The organism is Streptomyces rugosispiralis (assembly GCF_024505145.1).
In the GTDB taxonomy this organism is placed as follows: Bacteria; Actinomycetota; Actinomycetes; order Streptomycetales; family Streptomycetaceae; genus Streptomyces; species Streptomyces rugosispiralis.
On record NZ_JANIAA010000007.1, the window covers coordinates 153,218 to 176,074 of the forward strand.

Annotated in this window: 15 protein-coding genes; 4 read left to right on the forward strand and 11 right to left on the reverse strand. The window is 72.0% G+C overall.

Annotated features, from left to right (window positions below; genetic code table 11):
- Nucleotides 1–98 precede the first annotated feature (98 nt).
- Nucleotides 99–1,055 carry a glycoside hydrolase family 6 protein gene (locus NP777_RS14565; protein WP_256650558.1) on the forward strand — a complete coding sequence of 319 codons (957 nt, stop codon included), beginning with the start codon at nt 99–101 and terminating at the stop codon, nt 1,053–1,055.
- Nucleotides 1,056–1,138: 83 nt separating this feature from the next.
- On the opposite strand, the gene NP777_RS14570 is transcribed toward NP777_RS14565, so the two are convergent.
- The 8 genes from NP777_RS14570 to NP777_RS14605 all read right to left on the reverse strand — a co-directional run bounded on the left by NP777_RS14570 (nt 1,139) and on the right by NP777_RS14605 (nt 13,587).
- Nucleotides 1,139–2,632, reverse strand: coding sequence for an MFS transporter (locus NP777_RS14570; protein WP_256650559.1), 1,494 nt, complete (start codon nt 2,630–2,632; stop codon nt 1,139–1,141).
- Between the two features lie 44 nt (nt 2,633–2,676).
- Nucleotides 2,677–3,462: a TetR/AcrR family transcriptional regulator gene (locus tag NP777_RS14575; protein WP_256650560.1), complete on the reverse strand. Its 786-nt coding sequence runs from the start codon at nt 3,460–3,462 to the stop codon at nt 2,677–2,679.
- Nucleotides 3,463–3,680: 218 nt separating this feature from the next.
- Nucleotides 3,681–5,282, reverse strand: coding sequence for a phosphoglycerate dehydrogenase (gene serA / locus NP777_RS14580; protein WP_256650561.1), 1,602 nt, complete (start codon nt 5,280–5,282; stop codon nt 3,681–3,683).
- A gap of 272 nt (nt 5,283–5,554) precedes the next feature.
- Entirely contained in the window at nt 5,555–6,553 is a 999-nt protein-coding gene (gene ilvC, locus NP777_RS14585; RefSeq protein ID WP_256650562.1) for a ketol-acid reductoisomerase, read from the reverse strand.
- A gap of 137 nt (nt 6,554–6,690) precedes the next feature.
- Entirely contained in the window at nt 6,691–7,215 is a 525-nt protein-coding gene (gene ilvN, locus NP777_RS14590; protein WP_191065556.1) for an acetolactate synthase small subunit, read from the reverse strand.
- Nucleotides 7,216–7,248: 33 nt separating this feature from the next.
- Nucleotides 7,249–9,099, reverse strand: a complete 1,851-nt coding sequence (locus NP777_RS14595; RefSeq protein WP_256650563.1) for an acetolactate synthase large subunit — start codon at nt 9,097–9,099, stop codon at nt 7,249–7,251.
- 227 nt (nt 9,100–9,326) lie between these two features.
- The gene (locus tag NP777_RS14600) at nt 9,327–12,242 is read right to left on the reverse strand and encodes a putative bifunctional diguanylate cyclase/phosphodiesterase (protein WP_256650564.1); all 2,916 of its coding nucleotides are present in this window, start codon (nt 12,240–12,242) and stop codon (nt 9,327–9,329) included.
- Between the two features lie 346 nt (nt 12,243–12,588).
- Complete coding sequence (locus NP777_RS14605) at nt 12,589–13,587, reverse strand: 2-hydroxyacid dehydrogenase (RefSeq protein WP_256650565.1); 999 nt, start codon at nt 13,585–13,587, stop codon at nt 12,589–12,591.
- A 75-nt stretch (nt 13,588–13,662) separates the two neighbouring features.
- Between NP777_RS14605 and NP777_RS14610 the strand changes: the two genes are divergently transcribed.
- The 3 genes from NP777_RS14610 to NP777_RS14620 all read left to right on the forward strand — a co-directional run bounded on the left by NP777_RS14610 (nt 13,663) and on the right by NP777_RS14620 (nt 16,378).
- The gene (locus NP777_RS14610) at nt 13,663–14,661 is read left to right on the forward strand and encodes an aldo/keto reductase (RefSeq protein WP_256650566.1); all 999 of its coding nucleotides are present in this window, start codon (nt 13,663–13,665) and stop codon (nt 14,659–14,661) included.
- Nucleotides 14,662–14,893: 232 nt separating this feature from the next.
- A complete protein-coding gene (locus NP777_RS14615; protein WP_256650567.1) occupies nt 14,894–16,069 on the forward strand; it encodes a PQQ-dependent sugar dehydrogenase in 1,176 nt (391 codons plus the stop codon).
- Between the two features lie 141 nt (nt 16,070–16,210).
- Nucleotides 16,211–16,378, forward strand: coding sequence for a DUF6191 domain-containing protein (locus tag NP777_RS14620; protein ID WP_165556279.1), 168 nt, complete (start codon nt 16,211–16,213; stop codon nt 16,376–16,378).
- Between the two features lie 139 nt (nt 16,379–16,517).
- Here NP777_RS14620 and NP777_RS14625 read toward each other — a convergent pair whose 3' ends face one another.
- The 3 genes from NP777_RS14625 to NP777_RS14635 form a co-directional block, all read right to left on the reverse strand.
- Entirely contained in the window at nt 16,518–19,802 is a 3,285-nt protein-coding gene (locus NP777_RS14625; protein ID WP_256650676.1) for a helix-turn-helix transcriptional regulator, read from the reverse strand.
- A 216-nt stretch (nt 19,803–20,018) separates the two neighbouring features.
- Nucleotides 20,019–20,210 (reverse strand): hypothetical protein, encoded by a 192-nt coding sequence (locus NP777_RS14630; RefSeq protein ID WP_256650568.1) that lies wholly within the window; start codon nt 20,208–20,210, stop codon nt 20,019–20,021.
- Between the two features lie 150 nt (nt 20,211–20,360).
- Nucleotides 20,361–22,832: an MMPL family transporter gene (locus NP777_RS14635; protein WP_256650569.1), complete on the reverse strand. Its 2,472-nt coding sequence runs from the start codon at nt 22,830–22,832 to the stop codon at nt 20,361–20,363.
- Nucleotides 22,833–22,857: the final 25 nt, after the last annotated feature.

The window sequence follows — 22,857 nt, forward strand, 5'->3', positions numbered from 1 at the left end:
CGGCAACCATTCCCCGCCCGGCGGCAACCAGAGGACGGCGGCCGGACACGGCGGCCAGAGGGCTGAGCAGCCACCCCACGCGAGAGGAGTGACGCACCGTGCGCATCACCAGAGCGTTAGCGGCGGCCGGGCTCGCCGCCGCCTTCCTGATCGGCGCGGCCTACGCACCGCAGGCCGTCGCCGGCGAACTGCCGGGCGACACCAGGTTCTTCAACCACCCGGACTCGCTCGTCAACAAGTGGGTCGCCGCCAATCCGGGCGACTCCCGGCAGCCGCGCATCGCCTCGCGGATCGCCAGTCAGCCCCAGGCCGTGTGGTTCTCCCGGTACTCCCCCGCGACCGTCACCGAGGACGTCCGCAAGGTCACCTCCGCCGCCTCCGCCAAGGGCCAGACCCCGGTTCTGGTGACGTATGAGATCCCCAATCGCGACTGCGGCGGGGCCTCCGCGGGCGGCGCGCCCGACCTCGCGAGCTATGACGCATGGGTGCGCGGCTTCGCCGCCGGGCTGGGCAGCGGGCCCGCCGTCATCATCCTCGAACCCGACTCGATCGCGCTCATCAGCTGCCTCTCGGCCACCGAGCTGAGCGGCCGCTACGCCGCACTGGCCCGCGCCGCCACCGCCATCCACGGCGCGAACCCCAACGCCCGGGTGTACTTCGACGCCGGTCACTCCGCCTGGAACAGCGCCGCCGTCCAAGCGACGCGGCTCCGCTCGGCCGGGGTGCTGACCAGCGGCGACGGCATCTACAGCAATGTCTCCAACTTCCGCCGCACCGCCGATGAGGTGGCCTTCGCCAAGAGCGTGCTCGCCCAGTTCGGCACCTCCTCCGGGCTCACCGCCGTCATCGACACCAGCCGCAACGGCAACGGCCCCGCCCCCGACAACGCCTGGTGCGACCCGCACGGCCGCAAGGTCGGCGAGAACCCCACGGCGAACACGGGCGACCCGGCCATCGACGCCTACCTCTGGGTCAAGCCCCCGGGCGAAGTCGACGGCTGCGCGGGTCCTGCGGGCACCTTCGCACCGGACTACGCCTACGAGCTGGCGGGCTGAGAGCACACGACCAGGACCGGGCCGCGCCCGGAGGCCCTCCGCTCCGGCCGTGGAGCGGGGGGCCTCCGGGGCGCGGGGCGATATCAGCCCAGGTGGGCGGGGAGCGGGGTGGCGTCTTTGGTGCCGGGGTCGCGTACCGGGCGTGGGGTGTTCATCAGCAGGGCCACGACCACCGCGGCGCCCACGAGGATCGAGGACGAGACGACGAAGGCGTGTGAGAAGCCCTCGACCAGACCGGCCTTGGCGGTCCGGGGTGTCATCCGCCGGGCGTGTGAGGCCATGTAGTCGGAGGTCGCGCTGGTGGCGATGGTGTTGAGCATCGCCGTGCCGATCGAACCGCCGATCTGCTGGGCGGTGTTGACGGTGGCGGAGGCGACGCCCGCGTCCCCCGCCCCCACGCCATGGGTCGCGTAGTTCATCGAGGGCGCCATCACCAGGCCCATGCCGAAGCCGACCAGGAGCTCGGCGGGCAGCACCCCCGCCGCGTACGAGCTGTCGACGTCCAGGGGCACCAGCAGGACGACCCCGATGGCCGCGATCAGCAGACCGGGGGCCACCAGCACCCGCGGCGGCACCTTGGGGATGAGGCGGGAGGCGACGCCGCCCGCGCCGATCAGCACCGCCCCGGTCATCGGCAGGAACGCCACCCCGGTGAGCAGCGCCGAGTACCCCTTGACGATCTGCATGTAGTACGTGAGGAAGAGGAACATCGCGAACATGCCGACCACCGAGAGGCCGACCGCCAGATAGGCGCTGCCACGGGTGCGGTCCGCCACCACGCGCGGCGGCAGCAGTGGCCGCGCCACGCTCCGCTCCACCATGACGAAGGCGAGGAGCAGCACCGCGCCCAGGATGAGCAGCCCGGTCACCAGCCGGGAGTCCCAGCCCTCGGACTCGGCCTCGCTGCATCCGTAGACCACGGCCACCAGCCCGCACACCGCCAGCACCACACCGGGGATGTCGAAGCGGGCACGGCCCTCGACGCGGGTGTCGGTGGGCAGCACGGACCAGCTGACGGCGGCGGCGGCGACGGCGATCGGCACATTGACGTACAGGCACCAGCGCCAGTCGAGGTACTCGGTCAGCAGCCCGCCGACGACCAGTCCGATCGCACCGCCGCCCGCCGCGATCGCGCCGAAGATGCCGAACGCCTTGGCGCGCTCACGGGGCTCGGTGAAGTTCACCGCGAGCAGCGACAGCGCCGAGGGGGCGAGCAGCGCGGCGAACGCTCCCTGCAGAGCGCGGGCCGCGAGCAGCACCTCGAAACCGGAGGCGGCGCCGCCGAGCGCGGAGGCCCCGGCGAACCCCAGCAGGCCGATGAGGAAGGTGCGCTTACGGCCGGTGTAGTCCGCGATCCGGCCGCCGAGCAGCAGCAGACTGCCGAACGCCAGGGTGTAGGCGGTGATGACCCACTGCCGGTCGCCGTCGGAGATGCCGAGGTCCTTCTGGGCCGACGGCAGGGCGATGTTCACGATGGTGATGTCGAGGACGATCATCAGCTGGGCCAGGCCGATGAAGACGAGGGCGAGCCAGCGCCGGGGGTTGGCTTGTGGCGGCGCGTCTGAGGGCTGGGACATGACGATGCCTTTCTGGTCTTGCGACAAGGCGAGCGGAGAGGAGGTCAGGCGGGGTCTGTGCCGGGGTCGGCGTCGGCTTCCCGGACGTCGTGGACGTCGTGGACGTCGGCTTCCCGGACGTCGTGGACGTCGTGGACGTCGTCGATCACTCGCTCCCGGATGCGCCTGAACGCCTCCGCGTCGACGGCCGGGCCGCCGAGCGGGGTGGTGGGGCGCGGGGAGCCGGTGGGGCGCAACCCGTCGACGTAGACATCCAGTTGGCGATGGGCGAGGGCGTCATCGGGGGCGAACCGGCCGCCGCCGGGCAGCGGCCGGGTCAGCCGGATGATCATCAGCGTGATGTCGCCGAAGACGACATCACTCCGGACCAGCCCCTGCGCCTGGGCGCGCAGGAGCATCGCGTCGATCGAGTCGACGGCGTCGCCGGGGACGCTGTCGAGGATCTCGTCCACGGTGAACCCGCCCAGCAGTGCGGGCATCACCGAGCCGATCTTGAGATCGAGGGCGGCGTGCATGAAGCGGCGCAGCGCGAGACAGGGGTCGCCCTCCTCGGCGGCGGCCCGGCTCGCGGCCTCGACCAGCGCGGTCAGCACCTCGATGGCGACCCCTCGGTGCAGGTCGGCACGGTGCGGAAAGCGCCGGTAGAGGGTCGCGATGCCGACCCCGGCGCGCCGGGCTATCTCATCCAGCGGCGCATCCGGCCCCTGATCGGCGAAGACCTCGCGGGCGGCGCGCAGGATCTGATCCCGGTTGCGCCGCGCGTCGGCGCGCATGGGGGGCGACGGGACGCCGGCAAGGGCGTCGGCGTCGGTCTCAGCCTCTGCGGACACGGGACTCTCCTGACAGCACGGCACATACCTACAGCTATGTGGAGAAATTTTCTCCACATAGCTGTGAGCGTAGCGAGCCCACCGCCATTATTCAACACACGATGAAAAAGATCCGGAACCCCTCCGACATGCCCCGCTGCCATGGATGCACAAAGACCTGGGCCCGGCCCCCGCCGAAGCGGGGACCGGGCCCAGGTGGGTGATTTCGCCTACGCGGCTCAGACCAGATTGACCGAGCGGGCCGAGCCGGCGCCGATCTCCTCGGCGATCTCGGTGAGCACGGGCTGCGGAATGGTGTCGTCCACCGTGAGCGCCACCAGCGCGGCACCGCCCGCCGTGGCCCGGGAGACCTGCATCCCCGCGATGTTGATCCCGGCCTCGCCCAGGATGCGGCCGAGCGTGCCGACCACACCCGGGCGGTCGGTGTAGCGGAGGAAGGCCATGTGATCGGCGAGCGCCAGATCCACGTCGTACTCCCCCACCGCGACGATCTTCTGCTGGTGCTTGGGGCCGGCCAGCGTGCCGGAGATCGAGACCTCCTCGCCGTCCGACAGGGTGCCGCGCACGGTCACCACATTGCGGTGCTCGCTCGACTCCGAGCTGGTGGTCAGCCGCACCTCGACGCCGCGCTCCTGCGCGAACAGCGGTGCGTTCACATACGAGACGGTCTCGTCGACGATGTCCTCGAAGACGCCCTTGAGCGCCGACAGCTCCAGCACCTTGACGTCGTGCTGGGTGATCTCGCCGTACACCTCGACATCGAGGCGGACCGCGACCTCGCCCGCCAGCGCGGTGAAGATCCGCCCCAGCTTCTCGGCCAGCGGCAGCCCGGGCCGTACGTCCTCGGCGATGACCCCGCCCTGCACGTTCACCGCGTCCGGGACCAGCTCGCCGGCCAGCGCCAGCCGCACCGAGCGGGCGACCGCGATGCCCGCCTTCTCCTGGGCCTCACCGGTGGAGGCGCCCAGATGCGGGGTGACCACCACATTGTCGAACTCGAACAGCGGGGACTCGGTGCACGGCTCCTGGGAGAAGACGTCAAGACCGGCCCCGGCCACCCGGCCCTCCTTGAGGGCGGCGGCCAGCGCCACCTCGTCCACGATCCCGCCGCGTGCGGCGTTCACGATCCGGACCTCGGGCTTGACCTTGTGCAGCGCCTCGTCGCCGATCAGACCGGCGGTCTCGGGGGTCTTGGGGAGGTGGACCGTGATGAAGTCGGAGACCTCGAGCAGCTCGTCCAGCGAGAGCAGCTTCACACCCATCTGCGCGGCCCGCGCGGGCTGCACATACGGGTCGTACGCGACGACCTTCATGCCGAAGGCGGACATCCGCTGGGCCACCAGGACGCCGATGCGGCCGAGACCGACCACGCCGAGGGTCTTCTCGCTCAGCTCCACACCGGTGTACTTGCTGCGCTTCCACTCGCCGTTCTTCAGCGCGGCATTGGCCTGCGGGATGTTCCGGGCCGTGGCCACCAGCAGACCGCAGGCGAGCTCGGCGGCGGTGACGATGTTGGACGTCGGCGCGTTGACGACCATGACGCCCGCCTTGGTGGCGGACGAGACATCCACATTGTCCAGGCCGACGCCCGCGCGGGCGACCACCTTCAGCTTCTTCGCGGCGGCGATGGCCTCGGCGTCGACCTTGGTGGCGCTGCGGACGAGGATCGCGTCCACATCGGCGATGGCGGGAAGGAGCTCGGCTCGGTCCGCCCCGTTGCAGTTCCGGATCTCGAAGTCCGGGCCCAGGGCGTCGACCGTCGCCGGAGAGAGCTCTTCGGCGATGAGTACGACGGGCTTACCAGTGGAAGCAGTGCTCACGTGGTCTTCAGTCCTCACTAGTCCTCAGCGGACGGCCGTCCCGACGGCCGCTGGCGGTGAAGGGGTCAGCCGCGTGGGAGACGCACGACGCTGTGAGCCTGACGCGCTTGCTGCTGATGAGTGTAGTGGCGGTCGGGCCTTCGTCATGTGCCGTTGCGGCAGGATCACCCGCACGTGGTGGTGCACGATGGACAAAGCGCGAACCGGGTGTGACGGGGGTCCGTCGGACTCCCGTCACACCCGGGGCACGGCCTCCGCGCCACCAGGCGCGGTTACGCCTCCTCGTCGACCCAGCTCATGAGCTTGCGCAGCTCCTTGCCGGTGGTCTCCAGCAGGTGGTTCTCGTCGGCCTTCTTCAGCTCGTTGTACTTCGGCAGGCCGGCGTTGTACTCCGCCATCCAGTTCTTGGCGAAGGTGCCGTCCTGGATCTCACCGAGGATCTTCTTCATCTCGGCCTTGGTGGACTCGTTGATGATCCGCGGACCGGAGACGTAGTCGCCCCACTCGGCGGTCTCGGAGATCGACCAGCGCATCTTCTCCAGGCCGCCCTCGTACATCAGGTCCACGATCAGCTTGAGCTCGTGGAGGCACTCGAAGTACGCGATCTCCGGCTGGTAACCGGCCTCGACCAGGGTCTCGAACCCGGCCTTGACCAGCGCCGAGGTGCCGCCGCACAGCACCGCCTGCTCACCGAAGAGGTCGGTCTCGGTCTCCTCGGTGAAGGTGGTCTTGATGACGCCGGCGCGGGTGCCGCCGATGCCCTTGGCGTAGGACAGGGCCAGCTCGAAGCCGCTCCCGGTGGCGTCCTGCTCGACGGCCACGATGCAGGGCACGCCGCGGCCCTCCTCGTACTGGCGGCGGACCAGGTGGCCCGGGCCCTTGGGGGCGACCATGCAGACGTCCACATTGGCCGGGGGCTTGATGAAGTCGAACCGGATGTTGAGGCCGTGCCCGAAGAACAGCGCGTCGCCGTCCTTCAGGTTCTCCTTCACGGACTCCTCGTAGACCTTGGCCTGGATCGGGTCCGGGACCAGGATCATGATCACGTCGGCCTCGGCGGACGCCTCGGCCGGGGTGACCACGCGCAGCCCCTGCTCCTCGGCCTTGGCCTTGGACTTCGAGCCCTCGTGCAGGCCGACCCGGACATCGACGCCCGAGTCGCGCAGCGACAGCGCGTGGGCGTGGCCCTGGCTGCCGTAGCCGAGGATTGCGACCTTGCGGCCCTGGATGATGGACAGGTCGGCGTCGTCGTCGTAGAACAGCTCGGCCACTTCGGGAATCTCCTAGCGTGTGGGTTGTGCTTCCCACCGTATGACGGGCGGGCGGGTGAAGGTTTCGGGGTCTCGCCATACGGTCCGGCGCGCGGGTGGCGCCGGACCATGGTCCCGCTGGTCGGGCGGGGCCGGGATCAGGCGGACCGGTCGAGCGCGCGTAGGCTCCGGTCGGTGATGGAGCGGGCGCCGCGCCCTATGGCGATGGTGCCGGACTGGACCAGCTCCTTGATGCCGTACGGTTCCAGCATCTTGAGCATGGCCTCGAGCTTGTCGCTGCTGCCGGTGGCCTCGATGGTCACGGCCTCCGGGGAGACGTCCACGGTCTTGGCGCGGAACAGCTGGACGATCTCGACGATCTGGGAGCGGGTCTCGTTGTCGGCGCGGACCTTGACCAGGACCAGCTCCCGCTGGATCGCCTGGCCGTCCTCCAGCTCGACGATCTTCAACACGTTGACCAGCTTGTTGAGCTGCTTGGTGACCTGCTCCAGCGGCAGCTCCTCGACATTGACCACGATGGTGATCCGGGAGATGTCGGGGTGCTCGGTGACGCCGACGGCCAGCGAGTCGATGTTGAAGCCGCGGCGGGAGAACAGGGCGGCGATCCGGGCCAGGATGCCGGGGGTGTTCTCCACCAGGACGGAGAGGGTGTGCTTGGACATGGGCTCGGTCTCTTCTCTCTCTCGGTCCTGGCCTCAGTCGTCTTCGCCGTCGCCGAAGTCCGGGCGGGTGTCGCGCGCCGCCAGGATCTCGTCGTTGGAGGTGCCGGCCGCGACCATCGGCCAGACCATGGCGTCCTCATGGACGATGAAGTCCACGACCACCGGGCGGTCGTTGATCGAGTTGGCCTTCTCGATCACGGCGTCGAGGTCGGCCGGGTCCTCGCAGCGCAGCCCGACGCAGCCCATGGCCTCGGAGAGCTTCACGAAGTCGGGGACGCGGGTGCCCAGGTTCGCTTGCGCGGGGGCGTCGGGGCCGGAGTGCAGGACCGTGTTGGAGTAGCGCTGGTTGTAGAAGAGGGTCTGCCACTGGCGGACCATGCCCAGCGCGCCGTTGTTGATGATCGCGACCTTGATCGGGATGTTGTTCAGCGCGCAGGTGACCAGCTCCTGGTTGGTCATCTGGAAGCAGCCGTCACCGTCGATCGCCCAGACCGTACGGCCCTCGGCGCCGGCCTTGGCCCCCATGGCGGCCGGGACGGCGTAGCCCATGGTGCCGGCGCCGCCCGAGTTCAGCCAGGTGGCGGGGGTCTCGTAGTCGATGAAGTGGGCCGCCCACATCTGGTGCTGGCCCACGCCCGCGGCGAAGATCGTGTCCTCCGGGGCCAGCTGCCCGATCCGCTGGATGACCTGCTGCGGGGAGAGGCTGCCGTCGGTGGGCTGGTCGTAGCCGAGCGGGTAGGTCTCCCGCCACCGGTTCAGGTCCTCCCACCAGCCGGTGTAGTCACCGGTGCGGCCCGCGTCGTGCTCGGCCTGGACGGCGACGACCAGGTCCGCGATGACCTCGCGGGCGTCCCCGACGATGGGCACGTCGGCGACGCGGTTCTTACCGATCTCGGCCGGGTCGATGTCCGCGTGGACGATCTTGGCGTAGGGGGCAAAGGAGTCCAGCTTGCCGGTGACGCGGTCGTCGAAGCGGGCGCCGAGCGCCACGATCAGGTCGGCCTTCTGCAGGGCGGTCACGGCGGCGACGGTGCCGTGCATACCCGGCATGCCCAGATGGAGGTGGTGGCTGTCGGGGAAGGCGCCGAGCGCCATCAGGGTGGTGGTGACCGGCGCGCCGGTCAGCTCGGCCAGCACCTTCAGCTCGGCGGTGGCCTGGGCCTTGATCACGCCGCCGCCGACGTACAGCACCGGGCGCTCGGCCTGGGTGATCAGGCGGGCGGCCTCGCGGATCTGCTTGGCGTGCGGCTTGGTGACCGGGCGGTAGCCGGGCAGATCGATCTGCGGCGGCCAGGAGAAGGTGGTCTGCGCCTGGAGCACGTCCTTGGGGATGTCGACCAGCACCGGGCCGGGGCGGCCGGTGGAGGCGATGTGGAACGCCTCGGCGATCGTGCGGGGGATGTCCTCGGCCTTGGTGACCAGGAAGTTGTGCTTGGTGATCGGCATGGTGATGCCGCAGATGTCCGCCTCCTGGAAGGCGTCCGTGCCGATGGCCTTGGAGGCCACCTGGCCGGTGATCGCGACGATCGGGACCGAGTCCATATGGGCGTCGCCGATGGGGGTGACCAGGTTGGTGGCGCCGGGGCCCGAGGTCGCCATGCAGACGCCGACCTTGCCGGTGGCCTGGGCGTAGCCGGTGGCGGCGTGGCCCGCGCCCTGCTCATGGCGGACGAGTACATGCCGGACCTTCGAGGAGTCCATCATCGGGTCGTAGGCGGGGAGGATCGTGCCGCCGGGGATGCCGAAGACGGTGTCGGCACCCACTTCCTCGAGGGAGCGGATGAGGGACTGCGCGCCCGTGACGTGCTCGACGGGGGCGGACTGCGGTCCGCCGCTACGGGGCCGAGGCTGGGGGTGATGGGACCCGGAGGCCTGCTCGGTCATCGGCATTCTCTTCTCGAAGATGAGGTTTGGTGCGGGAGGGAGGGGGCGGGGCGGTGCACCGGCCCTGCCGGTGCAACAAAAAACCCCTCGTGCCGTAAGGCAAGCGAGGGGAGCGCGCCGGTGAGGGTCCGCAGGGCTTCGATGAGCCCTGCTCAGCCGACGCGCTGTCCAAGTACGAGAATTCGGGTGCGCATGGCTCCGACCCTCCCCCCGGCGCACATCGGGTGTCAAGTGGGTGGGACGGGCGTCTCAGTATTTGAGCGGGTCGGCGGGTGGGTGTGCGGCTCCGTACGGCGCGGGCCGTGGGAGCCGCCGTGCCCGACATGACCGCCGTGCCGGATCGGCAGGGCGCCGCCGACCAGCAGCGGGGGCTCCGGGCGCGGCACCGGATAGCCGCCGCGCAGCAGCGCCCGGCGCAGCCGGTGCTCGTCCAGCGGCCCGCTGAAGGCCGCCCCTTGGGCGTGGGTGCATCCCATACCGCGCAGGGTGACAATCTGCTCGGGCAACTCCACCCCCTCTGCGATGGACTGCATTCCGAGATCGCCGGCGATCCTCAGCAGCCCCGCGGTGATCTTGTGCAGCCGTGAGGACTCGACCACTCCCTCGACCAGTCCTGGGTCCAGTTTCAGCACATCGATGGGAAGCCTGCGCAGCGCCCTGATCGCGGCATAGCCGCTGCCGAAGCCGTCGAGGGCGATCCGCACCCCCAGGCGGCGCAGCGCGCCGAGGCGGTGCTCGAGCTCGTCCAGCGGCACCCGTGGATCGCTGTCGGTCAGCTCCAGGATCAGCGCGCCGGACGGCAGCCCATGGCGGGCCAGGAGGGTCTCCACGGCCTTGGGCGGCATCGACTTGTCCACCAGCCGGCTCGCGGGGAGCCGTACGCAGACCGGAACCGGATGGCCGTCGCGGCGCCGCTGGGCGGCCTGCTCCACGGCCGCCTCCAGCATCCAGCGGGACAGCTCGGCGGTGCGGGCGGTGTCCTCGCCGCTCCCCCGGCCGTTGTCGGCGACCCGGAGGAACTCGGCGGGGGTGAACAGGATGCCCTGGGCCGAGCGCCAGCGGGCCTGCGCCGCGACCGCGGTGATCCGGCCACTGGTCAGCTCCACGACGGGCTGGTGCAGCAGCACGAACTCCCCGTCGTGCAGGGCGGCGCGCAGTCTGGTGGCGACCTCGGCGCGCCGCGCCACCTCGGCCTGCATCTGCGGTGCGTACAGCTCGACGCGGTTCTTGCCCGCGGCCTTGGCGCGGTACATCGCCAGGTCGGCGTTGCGCATCAGGGCGCCGGGGCTGGTGCCGGGCTCGGCGAAGGCGACGCCGATGCTGGCGGCCACCCGGACCTCGGTGCCGCTCTCGACCCGGTAGGGCTGGGAGAGCCGGAGCCGCAGCCGGTCGGCGATCTCCATGATGCGCTGCTCGCGGGTGGCCGCGTCCCCCTCGCCGTTGCCGACGATGAGGGCGGCGAACTCGTCGCCCCCGAGCCGGGCCGCGCAGTCGCCGGATCCGGACCGCACGGACTCCTGGAGCCGGCGGGCGGCCTGGACGAGCAGCTCGTCCCCGGCGTGGTGGCCGACGGTGTCGTTGACCGCCTTGAAGCCGTCGAGGTCGATGAAGAGCACGGCGGTGCCGGCGTCCGTACGGCGGCGGCCTGCGACGGCGTGCGCGACCCGCCGGGTGAACAGGGCGCGGTTGGGCAGATCGGTGAGCGGGTCGTGCTCGGCGTTGTGCTGGAGCTGGGCCTGGAGCCGGACCCGCTCGGTGACATCGCGGCTGTTGAAGATCAGCCCGCCGTGGTGGCGGTTGATCGTGGACTCCACGTTGAGCCAGTCGCCGGAGCCGGAGCGGAAGCGGCATTCGATGCGCGTGGTGGGCTCCTCGCCCGGTGAGGCGGCCAGGAACCGGCGGACCTCGTGGACCACCGAGCCGAGGTCCTCGGGGTGGATCAGGGAGGCCAGCTCGGAGCCCTCCAGCTCCTCCGCGTCACGGCCGTAGACCCCGGAGGCGGCCGGGCTGACATAGCGCAGGATCCCGGTGGGCGCGGCGATCATGATCACATCGCTGGAGCTCTGCACCAGGGAGCGGAAGTGGCTCTCCTTCTGGGCGAGTTCCTGGGTGAGCCTGATGTTGTCCATCAGCATGATCGCTTGTCGGACGACGAGCGCGAGCACGACCGCGCAGGCGGTGAAGAGCACCACCCCGTCGATCGGCCGGCCGTCCATCACGTTGAACAGGACCCCCAAGGTGCAGACGGCGGCGGCGAGATAGGGCGCGAGTGCGGCGAGCGAGCCCGCGATGGGGACGCTCTGCTGCGCGGGGCGGCGCGCCGGCGGCGGGTTCTGGGCGGCCTCGCGGCGGGCCACCCATGGTGCGTACGCCAGCAGCGCGGAACCGGCGAACCACCCGGCGTCGAGTATCTGCCCGGAGCGGTAGTGCTCCCGCAGCAGCGGCGAGGTGAACAGCGCGTCGCACAGCACGGTGAGCGCGAAGGCGGCGATCGCGGTGTTGGTGGCGGAGCGGTTGCCCGAGGAGCGCCGGAAGTGGAGCACGATCACCATGCTGACCAGCACGATGTCCAGTAGCGGATAGGCGAGCGACAGGGCGCCGCGGGCCACGGAGGCGCCGTCCGCGCCGAACTCCCCGGTGTGGGCGAGCGCGAGGCTCCAGGAGAGCGTGATCAGCGATCCGGCGATCAGCCAGGCGTCCAGCCCCAGACAGATCCACCGGGCCCGGCTCGTGGGGCGCTTGGCGAGCACCAGCATCCCGACGATGGCGGGCGGGGCGAAGAGCAGGAAGCAGAAGTCGGCGGCCGAGGGGGTCGGCACGGGGCGGCCGAGCACCACCTCGTACCAGCCCCATACGGCGTTCCCCAGCCCGGCCATGGCCGAGGAGGCGGCGAACAGCAGCCAGGCGGGGCTCAGCCGACCGGCGTGCCGGCGGGCCTGCCACAGACAGGAGGCCGCGGCGGCGAACGCGGCGGCGCTCAGCCCGAAGTCACCCATGACGAGGGCCAGTTGGGACGATCCCCAGCCGACGATCGCCCCCGCCGCGTAACCGCCGCAGACCAGGGCGAGGACCACTTGCGGCAACAGCCCGGCCCCGCCGCCGGAGACCGACGGCCGGGCGAGCACCGCTCCCGTGGCGCTCACTGGACTGCCATCCACTGCGTGGCGGACCACTGGCGCCTCGGGGCCCCGGGAAGCGGTATCCCCGCGGGCCTCGTCGAGTTGGAGCACCGCGCGGCTGCGCGGAAGTGTCGCGGTCGACGCCTGAGCTGCGTCGGGTTGTCGGTCCATCGGCCATACATCGCCCGTCGCCCCCCTCGAGTTCCGGTCCATCGCTGACGCCGTCAGGTCAGTGGCGCAGCCCCCGCTCGGGACGATACACCAGACTGGTCACTCAGGGACATAGGCCATCTACGGACCGTAACCGACTACGGCGTTGTATATACGGAGGGGAGTCAATCGGTGCCTGTATGTGGTGCCAGAGGCATGTCTACCCCGTCGTGGCGACGAGATGTGCCAGCGACTCGCCGCGCGCGTAACGAAGCAGCTGATCCCTCAACAGCCGCTTGGCGCGCGGGAGGAAGGCCGACGTGGGGCCGCCCACATGCGGGGAGATGAGCACCCCTGGAGCGTGCCACAGCGGATGCCCGGCGGGCAGTGGTTCGGGGTCGGTCACATCGAGCGCCGCCCGCAGCCGGCCCGACTCCAACTCCGTGAGCAGGGCCTTGGTGTCCACGACCCCACCACGGGATACGTTCACCAGCAGCGCCCCGTCCTTCATCCGGGACAGGAATTCCGCCCCCGCCAGACCCCGGGTGGCCTCGGTGAGCGGGGTCACCAGCACCACCACATCGGCTTCCGGAAGCAGTCGGGGCAATTCGTCGATCGGATGCACCGGGCCGCGCTCGGTCGTGCGCGGGGAGCGCGCGACGCGCGCCACCCGCTCGCACTCGAAGGGCACGAGCCGATCCTCGATCGCGCTGCCGATGGCCCCGTAGCCCACGATCAGTACGGACTTGTCGGCGAGCGCGGGACGGAAGCCGGAGCGCCACTCCTCGGCGTCCTGGCCCCGGACGAAGTCGGGGATACCGCGCAGCGAGGCCAGGATGAGGGTCAGGGCGAGCTCGGCGGTGCTCGCGTCGTGCACCCCGCGCGCGTTGTACAGCCGCACCCCGGGCGGGAGATCGGCCAGCGCGGGCTTGATGTGGTCTATTCCGGCGGTCAGGGTCTGCACCACCCGCAGGTTGGCCATCGCGGGCAGCGGGCGGGTGCACACCTGCGGCGGCTTCATGTAGGGGACGCAGTAGAACGCGCAGCGCGCCGGGTCGGTGGGGAACTCCTCGCCGCCGTCCCAGTGGGCGTAGTCGAGGGTGTCGGGAAGGCCGTCGATCTCCTCGGGCGGGATGGGCAGCCACACCAGGTCGCGCGCTTCGGATGAACCGTGAGTCGAATCGTGGTGGCGGAACGTATCGCTGTGATCTGCACTCATGCCAGGAGGCTATGCGATCACCGGCCGTTGGCAGAGGTTAGTTTGGGGTCCGAGGAACGGGAGGGGTCAGGCCAGGTGGAGCGCAGGAGAATCGGAGCGGCGGCGCTCGAAGTGGGGGCCATCGGCCTTGGATGCATGCCGATGAACTGGGCGTACACCGCTTCACAGCGCAGTGGCGAGCACTCGGTGCGCACCGTGCACACCGCGCTCGACTCGGGGGCGAGCCTGCTCGACACCGCCGACATGTACGGCCCCTTCACCAATGAGCTGCTGGTGGGGCGGGTGCTCAAGGAGCGGCGGGCGGACGCCTTCGTGTCCACCAAATGCGGACTGCTGGTGGGCGACCAGCACATCGTGGCCAACGGGCGGCCCGGCTATGTGAAGCGGGCCTGCGACGCCTCGCTGCGCCGGCTGCAGACCGATGTGATCGACCTCTACCAGCTGCACCGGGCCGACCCGGAGGTCCCCATAGAGGAGACCTGGGGCGCGATGGCGGAGCTGGTCGCGGCCGGGAAGGTACGGGCGCTCGGGCTGTGCGCCGTCGGGGCGCGGGCCGCGCGGAGGGCGGGCGCCGGGATGCACGACGCCACGGTGCGCCAGCTGGAGCGGGTCCAGCAGGTCTTTCCGGTCAGCTGTGTGCAGGCGGAGCTGTCGGTGTGGTCGCCCGACGCGCTGGAGGCGCTGGTGCCGTGGTGTGCCTCGCGCGGGGTGGGATTCCTGGCGGCGATGCCGCTGGGCAACGGCTTCCTCAGCGGGACGCTCACCCCGGGGCAGGGCTTCGAACCGGACGACATGCGGGCCCGGCATCCGCGGTTCACGGCGGAGATGATGGCCGCGAACCAGCCGATCGTGGCCGGTCTGCGACGGGTCGCCCAGCGACACGGGGACGGGGTGACCCCGGCGCAGGTGGCCCTGGCCTGGCTGCTGGCGCAGGGGCCGCATGTGGTGCCGGTGCCGGGGACGAAGCGGGAGCGGTGGGCGGCGGAGAACTGCGCGGCGGCCGGTCTGCCGCTTTCCCCCGAGGACCTCGCGGAGATCGCGGGGCTGCCGCCGGCGCGGGGGTCGTGGGACTGAGCGGGGGGCGTCCGGCTGCCGCCGACGCGGGGCTCGTGGGGCTGAGTGGGGGGCGTCCGGCTGGGCGCGTAGAGCCCGGCCGTCCGGCGCGCACGGTCGCCCGGCGTGGGGCGCCGTGTGCGGTCGGCCCTGGTCCGGGCCCGATTCGGGGATGGGAACCCGGCGCGGGCCTGCGGTGTATAAGAATCAGTGCCGTGCCGCGGCACACGTGCCCATGGAGAGGAACCCGACCGTGCGACGTCCTCGCGTCACCTCTGTTCTCGCCGCCGCTGCCGCCGTGGTGCTCGTGGCGGGCTGCTCGTCCGACGGCGACAGCATCACCAGACCGGGTGGCCGCTCCTCCGCGCCCACGGAGCCGGGCGGCGGTGGCTCCTCCTCGGGCGCGCCCTCGCCGACGGAGTCCGCGGCGCCCGCGAAGGGCTCGGTGAAGGTGGAGCGCACGCTCACCACGAAGCTGGACTCCCCCTGGGGGCTCGCGCCGCTGCCCGGCGGGGATCTGCTGGTCTCCTCGCGGGACACCGGGAAGATCTTCAAGGTCTCGGCGGACTCGGGGAAGAAGACCGAGCTGGGGTCCGTCCCGGGCGTCTCCGCCGCCGGTGAGGGCGGGCTGCTGGGGCTGGCGGTCTCCTCCGACTTCGGCACGGACCATATGGTCTATGGGTACTTCACCACCGATTCGGACAACCGCATCGTCCGGATGGTGTACGACGACAAGCGCCCCGCCGGCAATCAGCTCGGCGCCCCGGACACGATCTTCAAGGGCATCCCCAAGGGCACGATCCACAACGGGGGCCGCATCGCCTTCGGTCCGGACAAGATGCTCTACGCGGGCACGGGAGAGAGCGGTGACCGCGGGCTCGCCCAGGACATGGACTCCTTCGGCGGCAAGATCCTGCGGATGACCCCGGACGGCGAGCCCGCGCCCCGCAATCCGGATGCCCAGTCGGTCGTCTACTCCCCGGGTCACCGCAATGTGCAGGGCCTGGCCTGGGATGCGGACAAGCGGTTGTGGGCCTCCGAGTTCGGCCAGGACACCTGGGACGAGCTCAATCTGATCGAGCCGGGCAAGAACTACGGCTGGCCGGAGGCGGAGGGCAAGGCCGGGAAGAAGGGCTTCGCCGATCCGCTCGAGCAGTGGAAGCCCAAGGACGCCTCGCCGAGCGGAATCGCCTTCGCCAAGGGCTCGATCTGGATGGCGGGGCTGCGCGGTGAGCGGCTGTGGCGCATCCCGCTGAAGGGCGACAAGGCGGCGGCGAAGCCTCAGTCGTTCCTGGACGGGAAGTACGGACGGCTGCGCACCGTGGTGGCGGCGGACGACGGGGGGCTGTGGCTGACCACGAGCAATACGGACGGGCGCAGTAAGCCGGGCCGGGAGGACGACCGGATTCTGCGGCTGGAGGTCCGCTGAGGGGAGATCCGCGAGGAGATCCGCTGAAGGGAGGTCGAATCGGCCGGTTGGGGCGTTGAGTTCGGCCGACATGGTGCGGAGTGCCCGTTCTGTGACGGGTCTGCCTACACTGGCAGCAGTCGCACGCCTACGGGGGTCGTCATGTTCAACCTCATCGAGGAACTGTTCGCGCCCGGCCGCAAGCACACCGAGGAAGAGCGCAACCGGCTGGAGTACACGCTCGACGAGACGCGCAGCAGCGACCCGGGGAAGGGTCCGATAGACCTCGACTCCGGGCGAGTGGTGATCCGGCCCCGCGAAGGGGACTGATCCGGCAGGGGGACTGCCCTGGAGGGGGGCTGGCCTGGAAAGGGACTGGCCCGGCAGGCGGTCGGCGCACCGCGCGTCTTGTCGCCCCCGGCGTCCCGTCAGCGCTCCCGCGTCCCGTCGGCACGCACCGCGCACACCGTCAGCGTGCCGCCGCGCCGTCGGCCAGGCCGTCCACCAGGCGTAGTCGATGGGCCACGGCCGCTGCCTCGGTCCGCCCCGAGACGCCCAGCTTGGCCAGGATGTTGGAGACATGGACGCTGGCCGTCTTGGGCGAGATGAAGAGCTCCTCGGCGATCTGGCGATTGCTGCGCCCGTCGGCGACCAGCCGCAGCACATCCCGTTCGCGGGGCGTCAGCCCCAGTTCCTCGGCCGGATCGACGGGTTCGGCAGGTTTGGCGGGCTCGGCGGCCGGGGCCGGAGAGCCCGGGGCCGGGGGCAGCGCGGGGGCTCGGTGCCGGGACGCGTCGAGCGCTGCGCGGGTCGCGGCGGACGGCAGGGGCAGCCGGGCGCGGCGGGCCAGCAGTTCGATCTCCTCACGCAGCGGACGGGCGCCCAGCCGGTCGGCCACGACATGCGCCTGGGCGAGCAGTTCAGCGGCGTGGTCGCGATCGGCCTGGGCCGGGGCGCCTTGGCCATGGGCACCATGGCCGGAGACGCCCTGACCGGGAACGCCCTGACCGGAGGTGATCCCGCCGGGGGCACCCTGGCCGGAGGCGCCATGGCCGGGGGTGATCCGGCTGTGGCCATCCCGGGCGGGGGCACCCTGGCCGGAGGTGATCCGGGCGGGGGTGAGCAGTGCTTCCGCCCAGCGGTGGCGGGCGCGGGCCAGCGGATACGGGCGGTCCAGCGCGGCGAAGGCGGCCGTGGCCTCGGCCCAGAGGTCGGGCCGGTTCCGGCCCTCGGCCCGCGCCAGTTCGGCCTGGACCATCGCCGCGTGGGCCCGCCACACCGGCACGGGCTGCGACAGCCGTTTCACCGCCGCCCGGAGGCGGGCCAGGGCCTCGCCCCGGCCCGGCTCGGCCGTGGGCAGTCCGCGCGCGGCCGACTCGGCCGCGGTGGCCGTGTACAGCAACCGCCAGGCGTAGCGCTGCATCCCGGGCGGGAAACCGGCCGTCACGGCCTGGTCCAGCAGGGTCCGGACCTCCAGGATCCGGCCACGCGCCGCCGCGAGTTCGATGGCGTGCCCCATGATCTGGAGGGAGTACTGCGGTGCGGTGTTGCGGGCGCCGTAGTGCTCACGGGCGGCGGCCAGCTCGCGCTCCGCCGTGTCCCACTCCCCGCGGGACAGCGCCAGCTGGGCGAGCCGGTTGGCGGCGGTGCCGCGCGGCTTGGTGCCGAGGGCGAGCCGCCGGGTCTTCAGGGCCGCCGCCTCCGCCTCGTCCCAGCGGCCCAGGGAGAACAGCGACTCGGCCAGATTCCCGTACACCCAAGCCCGGGAGTCCACCAGGCCGACCCGGTCCAGGATCCGGGCGCCCTCCTCGGCGGTCTCCACCGCGTCGGCCGACCGGCCGACCCCCTCCAGCGCCGAGGCCAGATTGACATAGCAGCGCCCCAGGACGCTGATGTCGCCGAGGGCCAGGGCCCGCTCGCAGACCTCGCGCATCTCGGCCAGCCCGCGCTCGATGTCGCCGGAGTCACCGGTGAAGTAGCCCAGCGTCAGGCGGGCGTTCAGCTCCGTGCTCTCGGCGCCGACCAGCCGGGCCAGCTCCACCGCCCGTTCGGCGGCGGCCAGGCCCTCGGCACCCGGCCGGTGGGTCATCGTCCAGCCCGCCACCTGCGCCATGACCTCGGCGTGCACGGGGGACGGCGGCAGCCCGCGCACCAGCTCCTGGGCGCGGCTCAGCTCCTCCCAGCCGTCGCCGCGGGCCAGGCCCTCCATCAGTTTGCTCTGCTGGGTCCAGAACCAGGCGGCCCGCAGCGGGTCGTCACCGTCGCGGTCCAGCGTCCGCAGGGCCCGCTTGCTGACGGTCAGCGCCCGCTCCCGCTGCCCGGACATATGCGCGGCCACCACCACTTCGGCGAGCAGATCGAGATGGCGCAGCGGCTGGTCCGTACAGCCGCAGGCGGGGTACGCCTCCGCGTAGTCCATCGGCCGCTGGGCCCGCCGTATCTCCTTGGGGGCGTCCTCCCACAGCTCCATGGCCCGCTCCAGCAGCCGCAGCTGCTCCGCGTGGGCGTACCGCCGCCGCGCCTCGACGGACGCCTGGAGCACGGCGGGCAGGGCCTTGGCGGGGTCGTGTGCGTGGTACCAGTAGCTGGCCAGCCGGGCGGCCCGCTCATCGGCCCGTACCAACGCGGGCTCGGCCTCCAGGGCCTCCGCGAAGCGCCGGTTGAGCCGGGACCGCTCCCCGGGCAGCAGATCGTCCCGCACGGCCTCGCGCACCAGCGAATGCCGGAAGCGGTAGCCGCTGTCGTCGGCGGTGGGGCGCAGGATGTTCGCCCCGACGGCGGCCCGCAAGGCGTCGATCAGCTCGTCCTCGCCCAGCCGGGCGACCGCGCGCAGCAGTTCGTACTCCACCGAGGAGCCGCCCTCGGCGAGGATCCGCGCCACCCCCTGGGCCTCCTCGGACAGCGCCTCGACCCGCACCAGCAGCAGATCGCGCAGGGATTCGCTGAGCCCGGTGGCGCAGCCCTCGTTGAGGGAGCGGGCGATCTCCTCCACGAAGAAGGCGTTGCCGTCGCTGCGCTTGAAGATCCGGTCGACCAGCTCGCGCTCCGGCTCGGCCCCGTTGATCCCGGTGAGCTGGGCGTGCACCTCGCCGCGGGTGAAGCGGGACAGCTCGATGCGCCGCACCTCGCGCATCCGGTCCACCTCGGCGAGGAACGGGCGCAGCGGATGGCGGCGGTGGATGTCGTCGGAGCGGTAGGTGGCCACGACCAGCAGCCGGGCGCTGAGCAGCGAGCGGAAGAGATAGCCGAGCAGCTCGCGGGTGGAGCGGTCGGCCCAGTGCAGATCCTCGATGGCGACGACGAGGGTGCGCTCCGCGGCCAGCCGCTCCAGCAGCCGGACGGTGAGCTCGAACAGCCGGGCCCGGCCGTCCTCGTCGTGGGACGCGCGGGAGGTCTCGCCCAGCTCGGGCAGCAGCCGGGCCAGCTCGCCCTCCTGCCCCGCGGCGGCCCCGTCCAGCTCGGTGCCCAGCTTGCGGCGCAGTGAGCGCAGCACGGTGGACACGGGCGCGAACGGCAGCCCGTCGGCGCCGATTTCCACACAGCCGCCGACCGCCGCGACCGCCCCGGCGGCCACGGCCGAGGCCAGGAACTCGTCGATGAGCCGGGTCTTGCCGACCCCCGCCTCTCCGCCCACCAGCAGCACCTGCGGCTCGCCCGCGGTGGCGCGGGCGAGCGCGTCCTCGAGAGTGGCCAACTCCTGGGCGCGGCCGATGAACACCGGGCTGACGGACGTGGTGTGCACGTCGTCGAGCATCGCACAGGGGACCGACACCACGGCACCGACTTTTCCGGCGCCCACCGCTCCGGCTGCCATCACTTCGGCGCCCACCGTTCCGGCCGCCATCACTTCGGCGCCCACCGTTCCGGTACCCACCGTTCCGGCGCTCCCGCATCCGGACCCCACCGCTCGGGCGCCCCTCACTCCGGCTCCCCTCCCGGCCCCCATGGCGAGCGGCACGCCCCGCCGCCGTCAGGCCGCCGTGCCGTACGACCGTGGTGAGCGGTCGCCGCGCCACCGCCGGACCGGCCTCAGCCGCCCTCCCCTCTCCCGCCCGGCAGACCGGCCGCCGGGTCCCTCCGCCGCCTCCCGGGCCAGCCGGTGGGCGGCGGCCTCCCGCCGCAGCTCGGCCTCGCGGATCCGGTGCAACTCATGGTGCAGCATGGCGTTCTCCCTGGTGACGAGTGGTTTCGAGGAACGCGTCCACTCTCGCCGCCCAGGAGGGCCCGGCACATCGGGAGGCTGCCCGATCTTCGCTCGGACCAGGGCCTTAGACGCCCCGCCCGTACGGCTGAGGAAGTCCGGGAAGGGTCCTTAGAGCACCGGCGACCGCGCCGTACCGGCCCGCGCCGCGCCCTCCGTGGGCTGTCCCGGAAGCGGCGCGGCCACCGCCCCCGGCCCGGACGCCGAACCCTCGCCATCGCCCTTGCCCTCGCCATCGCCCTTGCCCTCGCCATCGCCCTTGCCCTCGGCGCCGACCTCGGCGTCGCCCGCGCCCTCGCCCGCGCCCTCGCCCTCGCCCTCGCCCTCGCCCTCCGCCTCGATGCTGATCCTCGGCAGCAGCCGCTCCAGCCAGCCCGGCAGCCACCAGTTGGCGCCCCCGAGCAGATGCATCAGCGCGGGCACCAGGAGCGTACGGAGGACGAAGGCGTCCAGGGCGACCGCGGCCGCCAGTCCGATGCCGAACATCCCGATGATCCGGTCGCCGCTGAGCACGAAGGCCGAGAAGACCGCGATCATGATGACGGCCGCGGAGTTGATGACCCGGCTGGTCTCGGCGAGCCCCACCCGGACCGCGGTGCGGTTGTCGCGGGTGCGCCGCCACTCCTCGTACATCCGGCTGACCAGGAAGACCTGGTAGTCCATGGAGAGCCCGAAGAGCACCGAGACCATGATCACCGGAAGGAAGGGCTCGATCGGGCCCGCCCTGCCCAGCCCCAGCAGTTCGCTCCCCCAGCCCCATTGGAAGATCGCGACCACCACGCCGAAGGACGACGCGACGGCGGCCACATTCATGACCGCCGCCTTGATCGGGATGCCGATGCTGCGGAACGCGAGCAGCAACAGCACACATCCCAGCGCCACCACCACCCCCACGAACAGCGGCAGCTTGCTCACGATCACCGCGGCGAAGTCGTCGTAGCCCGCGGTCAGCCCGCCCACGTAGACCCGCAGCGAGCTGCCCTCCTCGGCCCGGGGCAGCACCTCGGCGCGCAGCCGTTCGACGAGGTCGGAGGTGTCCTGTGACTGCGGTGCCGTCGTGGGGACGACCGTGATGACGCCGGTGTCGCCGCCTCCGCCCAGGTCCGCGGCGGTCACCGAGGCCACCCCGTGGATGGTGCGCAGGGTCTCGGGCAGTCGGGTGAAGGCCATACGGTCGTCGGCCCCGTCCATGCTGCCTATGAGCGTCAACGGGCCGTTGAAACCTGGGCCGAACCCCTCGGCCAGTAGGTCGTACGCCCGTCGCGTGGTCGAGGACGCGGAGCCGTTGCCCTGATCCGAGGTGCCCAGGTGGAGCGAGAACGTGGGGAGGGCGAGCACCGCGATGAGGGCGGCCGCGACCGCCCCGAGCAGTTTGGGGCGGCGCTCGACGCAGAGCGCCCAGCGTGCGCACAGGCCCTGGGACGCCGCGGCTTCCGGCCCCCGCTCGGCCAGCCGTCTGCGCTCCCTGCGGCTCAGGGCCCGCATCCCGATCAGGCCGAGCAGCGCGGGCAGCAGGGTGAGCGAGGCGGCGACCGTAAGGGCGACGGTGAGCGCCGCCGCGACCGCCACCCCGTTGAGGAAGGACAGCCGCAGGACGAGCATGCCGAGCAGCGCGAGACAGACGGTCGCGCCCGCGAAGACCACCGCGCGCCCCGAGGTGGCCACCGCGCGCTGGGCGGCCTGTTCGACCGACAGCCCCCGCCGCAGCCCCTTGCGGTGCCGGGTGACGATGAACAGCGCGTAGTCGATCCCCACGCCGAGGCCGATCAGCATGCCGAGCATGGGCGCGAAGTCGGCGATGGTCATGGCGTGGCCGAGCAGCCCGATGGCCGCGTACGCGGTGCCGACGCCGATGAGCGCGGTGGCGATCGGCAGCAGCGTCGCCGCGAGCGAGCCGAAGGCGAGGAAGAGCACCACGGCGGCCACGCCGACCCCGATGGCCTCGCTCAGATGGGCGGGTCCGGTCCGCTCGGTGAGCCCGGCGCCCGCACCGCCCATCTCGACCTGAAGGCCCTTGGCCCCGGAGGCGGCGGAGCGCACCGTGTCGAGCACCCGGCGCACCTCCGCCTCGCCCAGGTCGGCGGCGGGTTCGCGGAAGACGACGGTGGCGTAGGCGGTGTGCCCGTCGGCGCTGATCCGGCCGTTGTCACCGGCCTCGCCGAGCCCGCCGGATCCGCCCAACCGGGCGGTGTCACCGGCGCCGTACGGACCGGTCCCGGAGACGGCGCCGGACGGACCGGTCGCCGGGACGGCGCCGTACGGGCCCGTCACGGAGGCGACGCCGGGCAGGTCCGCGACCTGCCGCAGCGCCGCCGTCATCCGCCGCTCGACCTCTGGGGCGCGTACGGTGCCCGCGCCGTCCGCGGTGTGCCAGACGATGGTGTCGCTGTCCCCCGCCCGTTCCGGCAGCCGCCGCTCCACCAGGGCGGAGACCTTGGAGGAGTCGGTGCCCGGGATGTCGTAGTCGTCGGAGTACGCCGAGCCCGTCACGGCCGCCGCCGCGGCGACCCCGGCGAAGGCGGCCAGCCACAGCACGATGACGATGGCGCGGCGCCTGAGACACCAGCGGGCGAGTGCGGCCATGGCTGCTTTCCGGGTCGTGCGCCGA

Bases quoted from the DNA above. Each gene is read 5' to 3' on its own strand.
- NP777_RS14595 (WP_256650563.1), bottom strand. From the start codon at position 9,099: ATGACCGAGCAGGCCTCCGGGTCCCATCACCCCCAGCCTCGGCCCCGT.
- NP777_RS14605 (WP_256650565.1), bottom strand. From the start codon at position 13,587: ATGAGTGCAGATCACAGCGATACGTTCCGCCACCACGATTCGACTCAC.
- ilvN (WP_191065556.1), bottom strand. From the start codon at position 7,215: ATGTCCAAGCACACCCTCTCCGTCCTGGTGGAGAACACCCCCGGCATC.
- NP777_RS14620 (WP_165556279.1), top strand. From the start codon at position 16,211: ATGTTCAACCTCATCGAGGAACTGTTCGCGCCCGGCCGCAAGCACACC.
- NP777_RS14625 (WP_256650676.1), bottom strand. From the start codon at position 19,802: ATGCTCGACGACGTGCACACCACGTCCGTCAGCCCGGTGTTCATCGGC.
- NP777_RS14630 (WP_256650568.1), bottom strand. From the start codon at position 20,210: ATGCTGCACCATGAGTTGCACCGGATCCGCGAGGCCGAGCTGCGGCGG.
- NP777_RS14570 (WP_256650559.1), bottom strand. From the start codon at position 2,632: ATGTCCCAGCCCTCAGACGCGCCGCCACAAGCCAACCCCCGGCGCTGG.
- NP777_RS14635 (WP_256650569.1), bottom strand. From the start codon at position 22,832: ATGGCCGCACTCGCCCGCTGGTGTCTCAGGCGCCGCGCCATCGTCATC.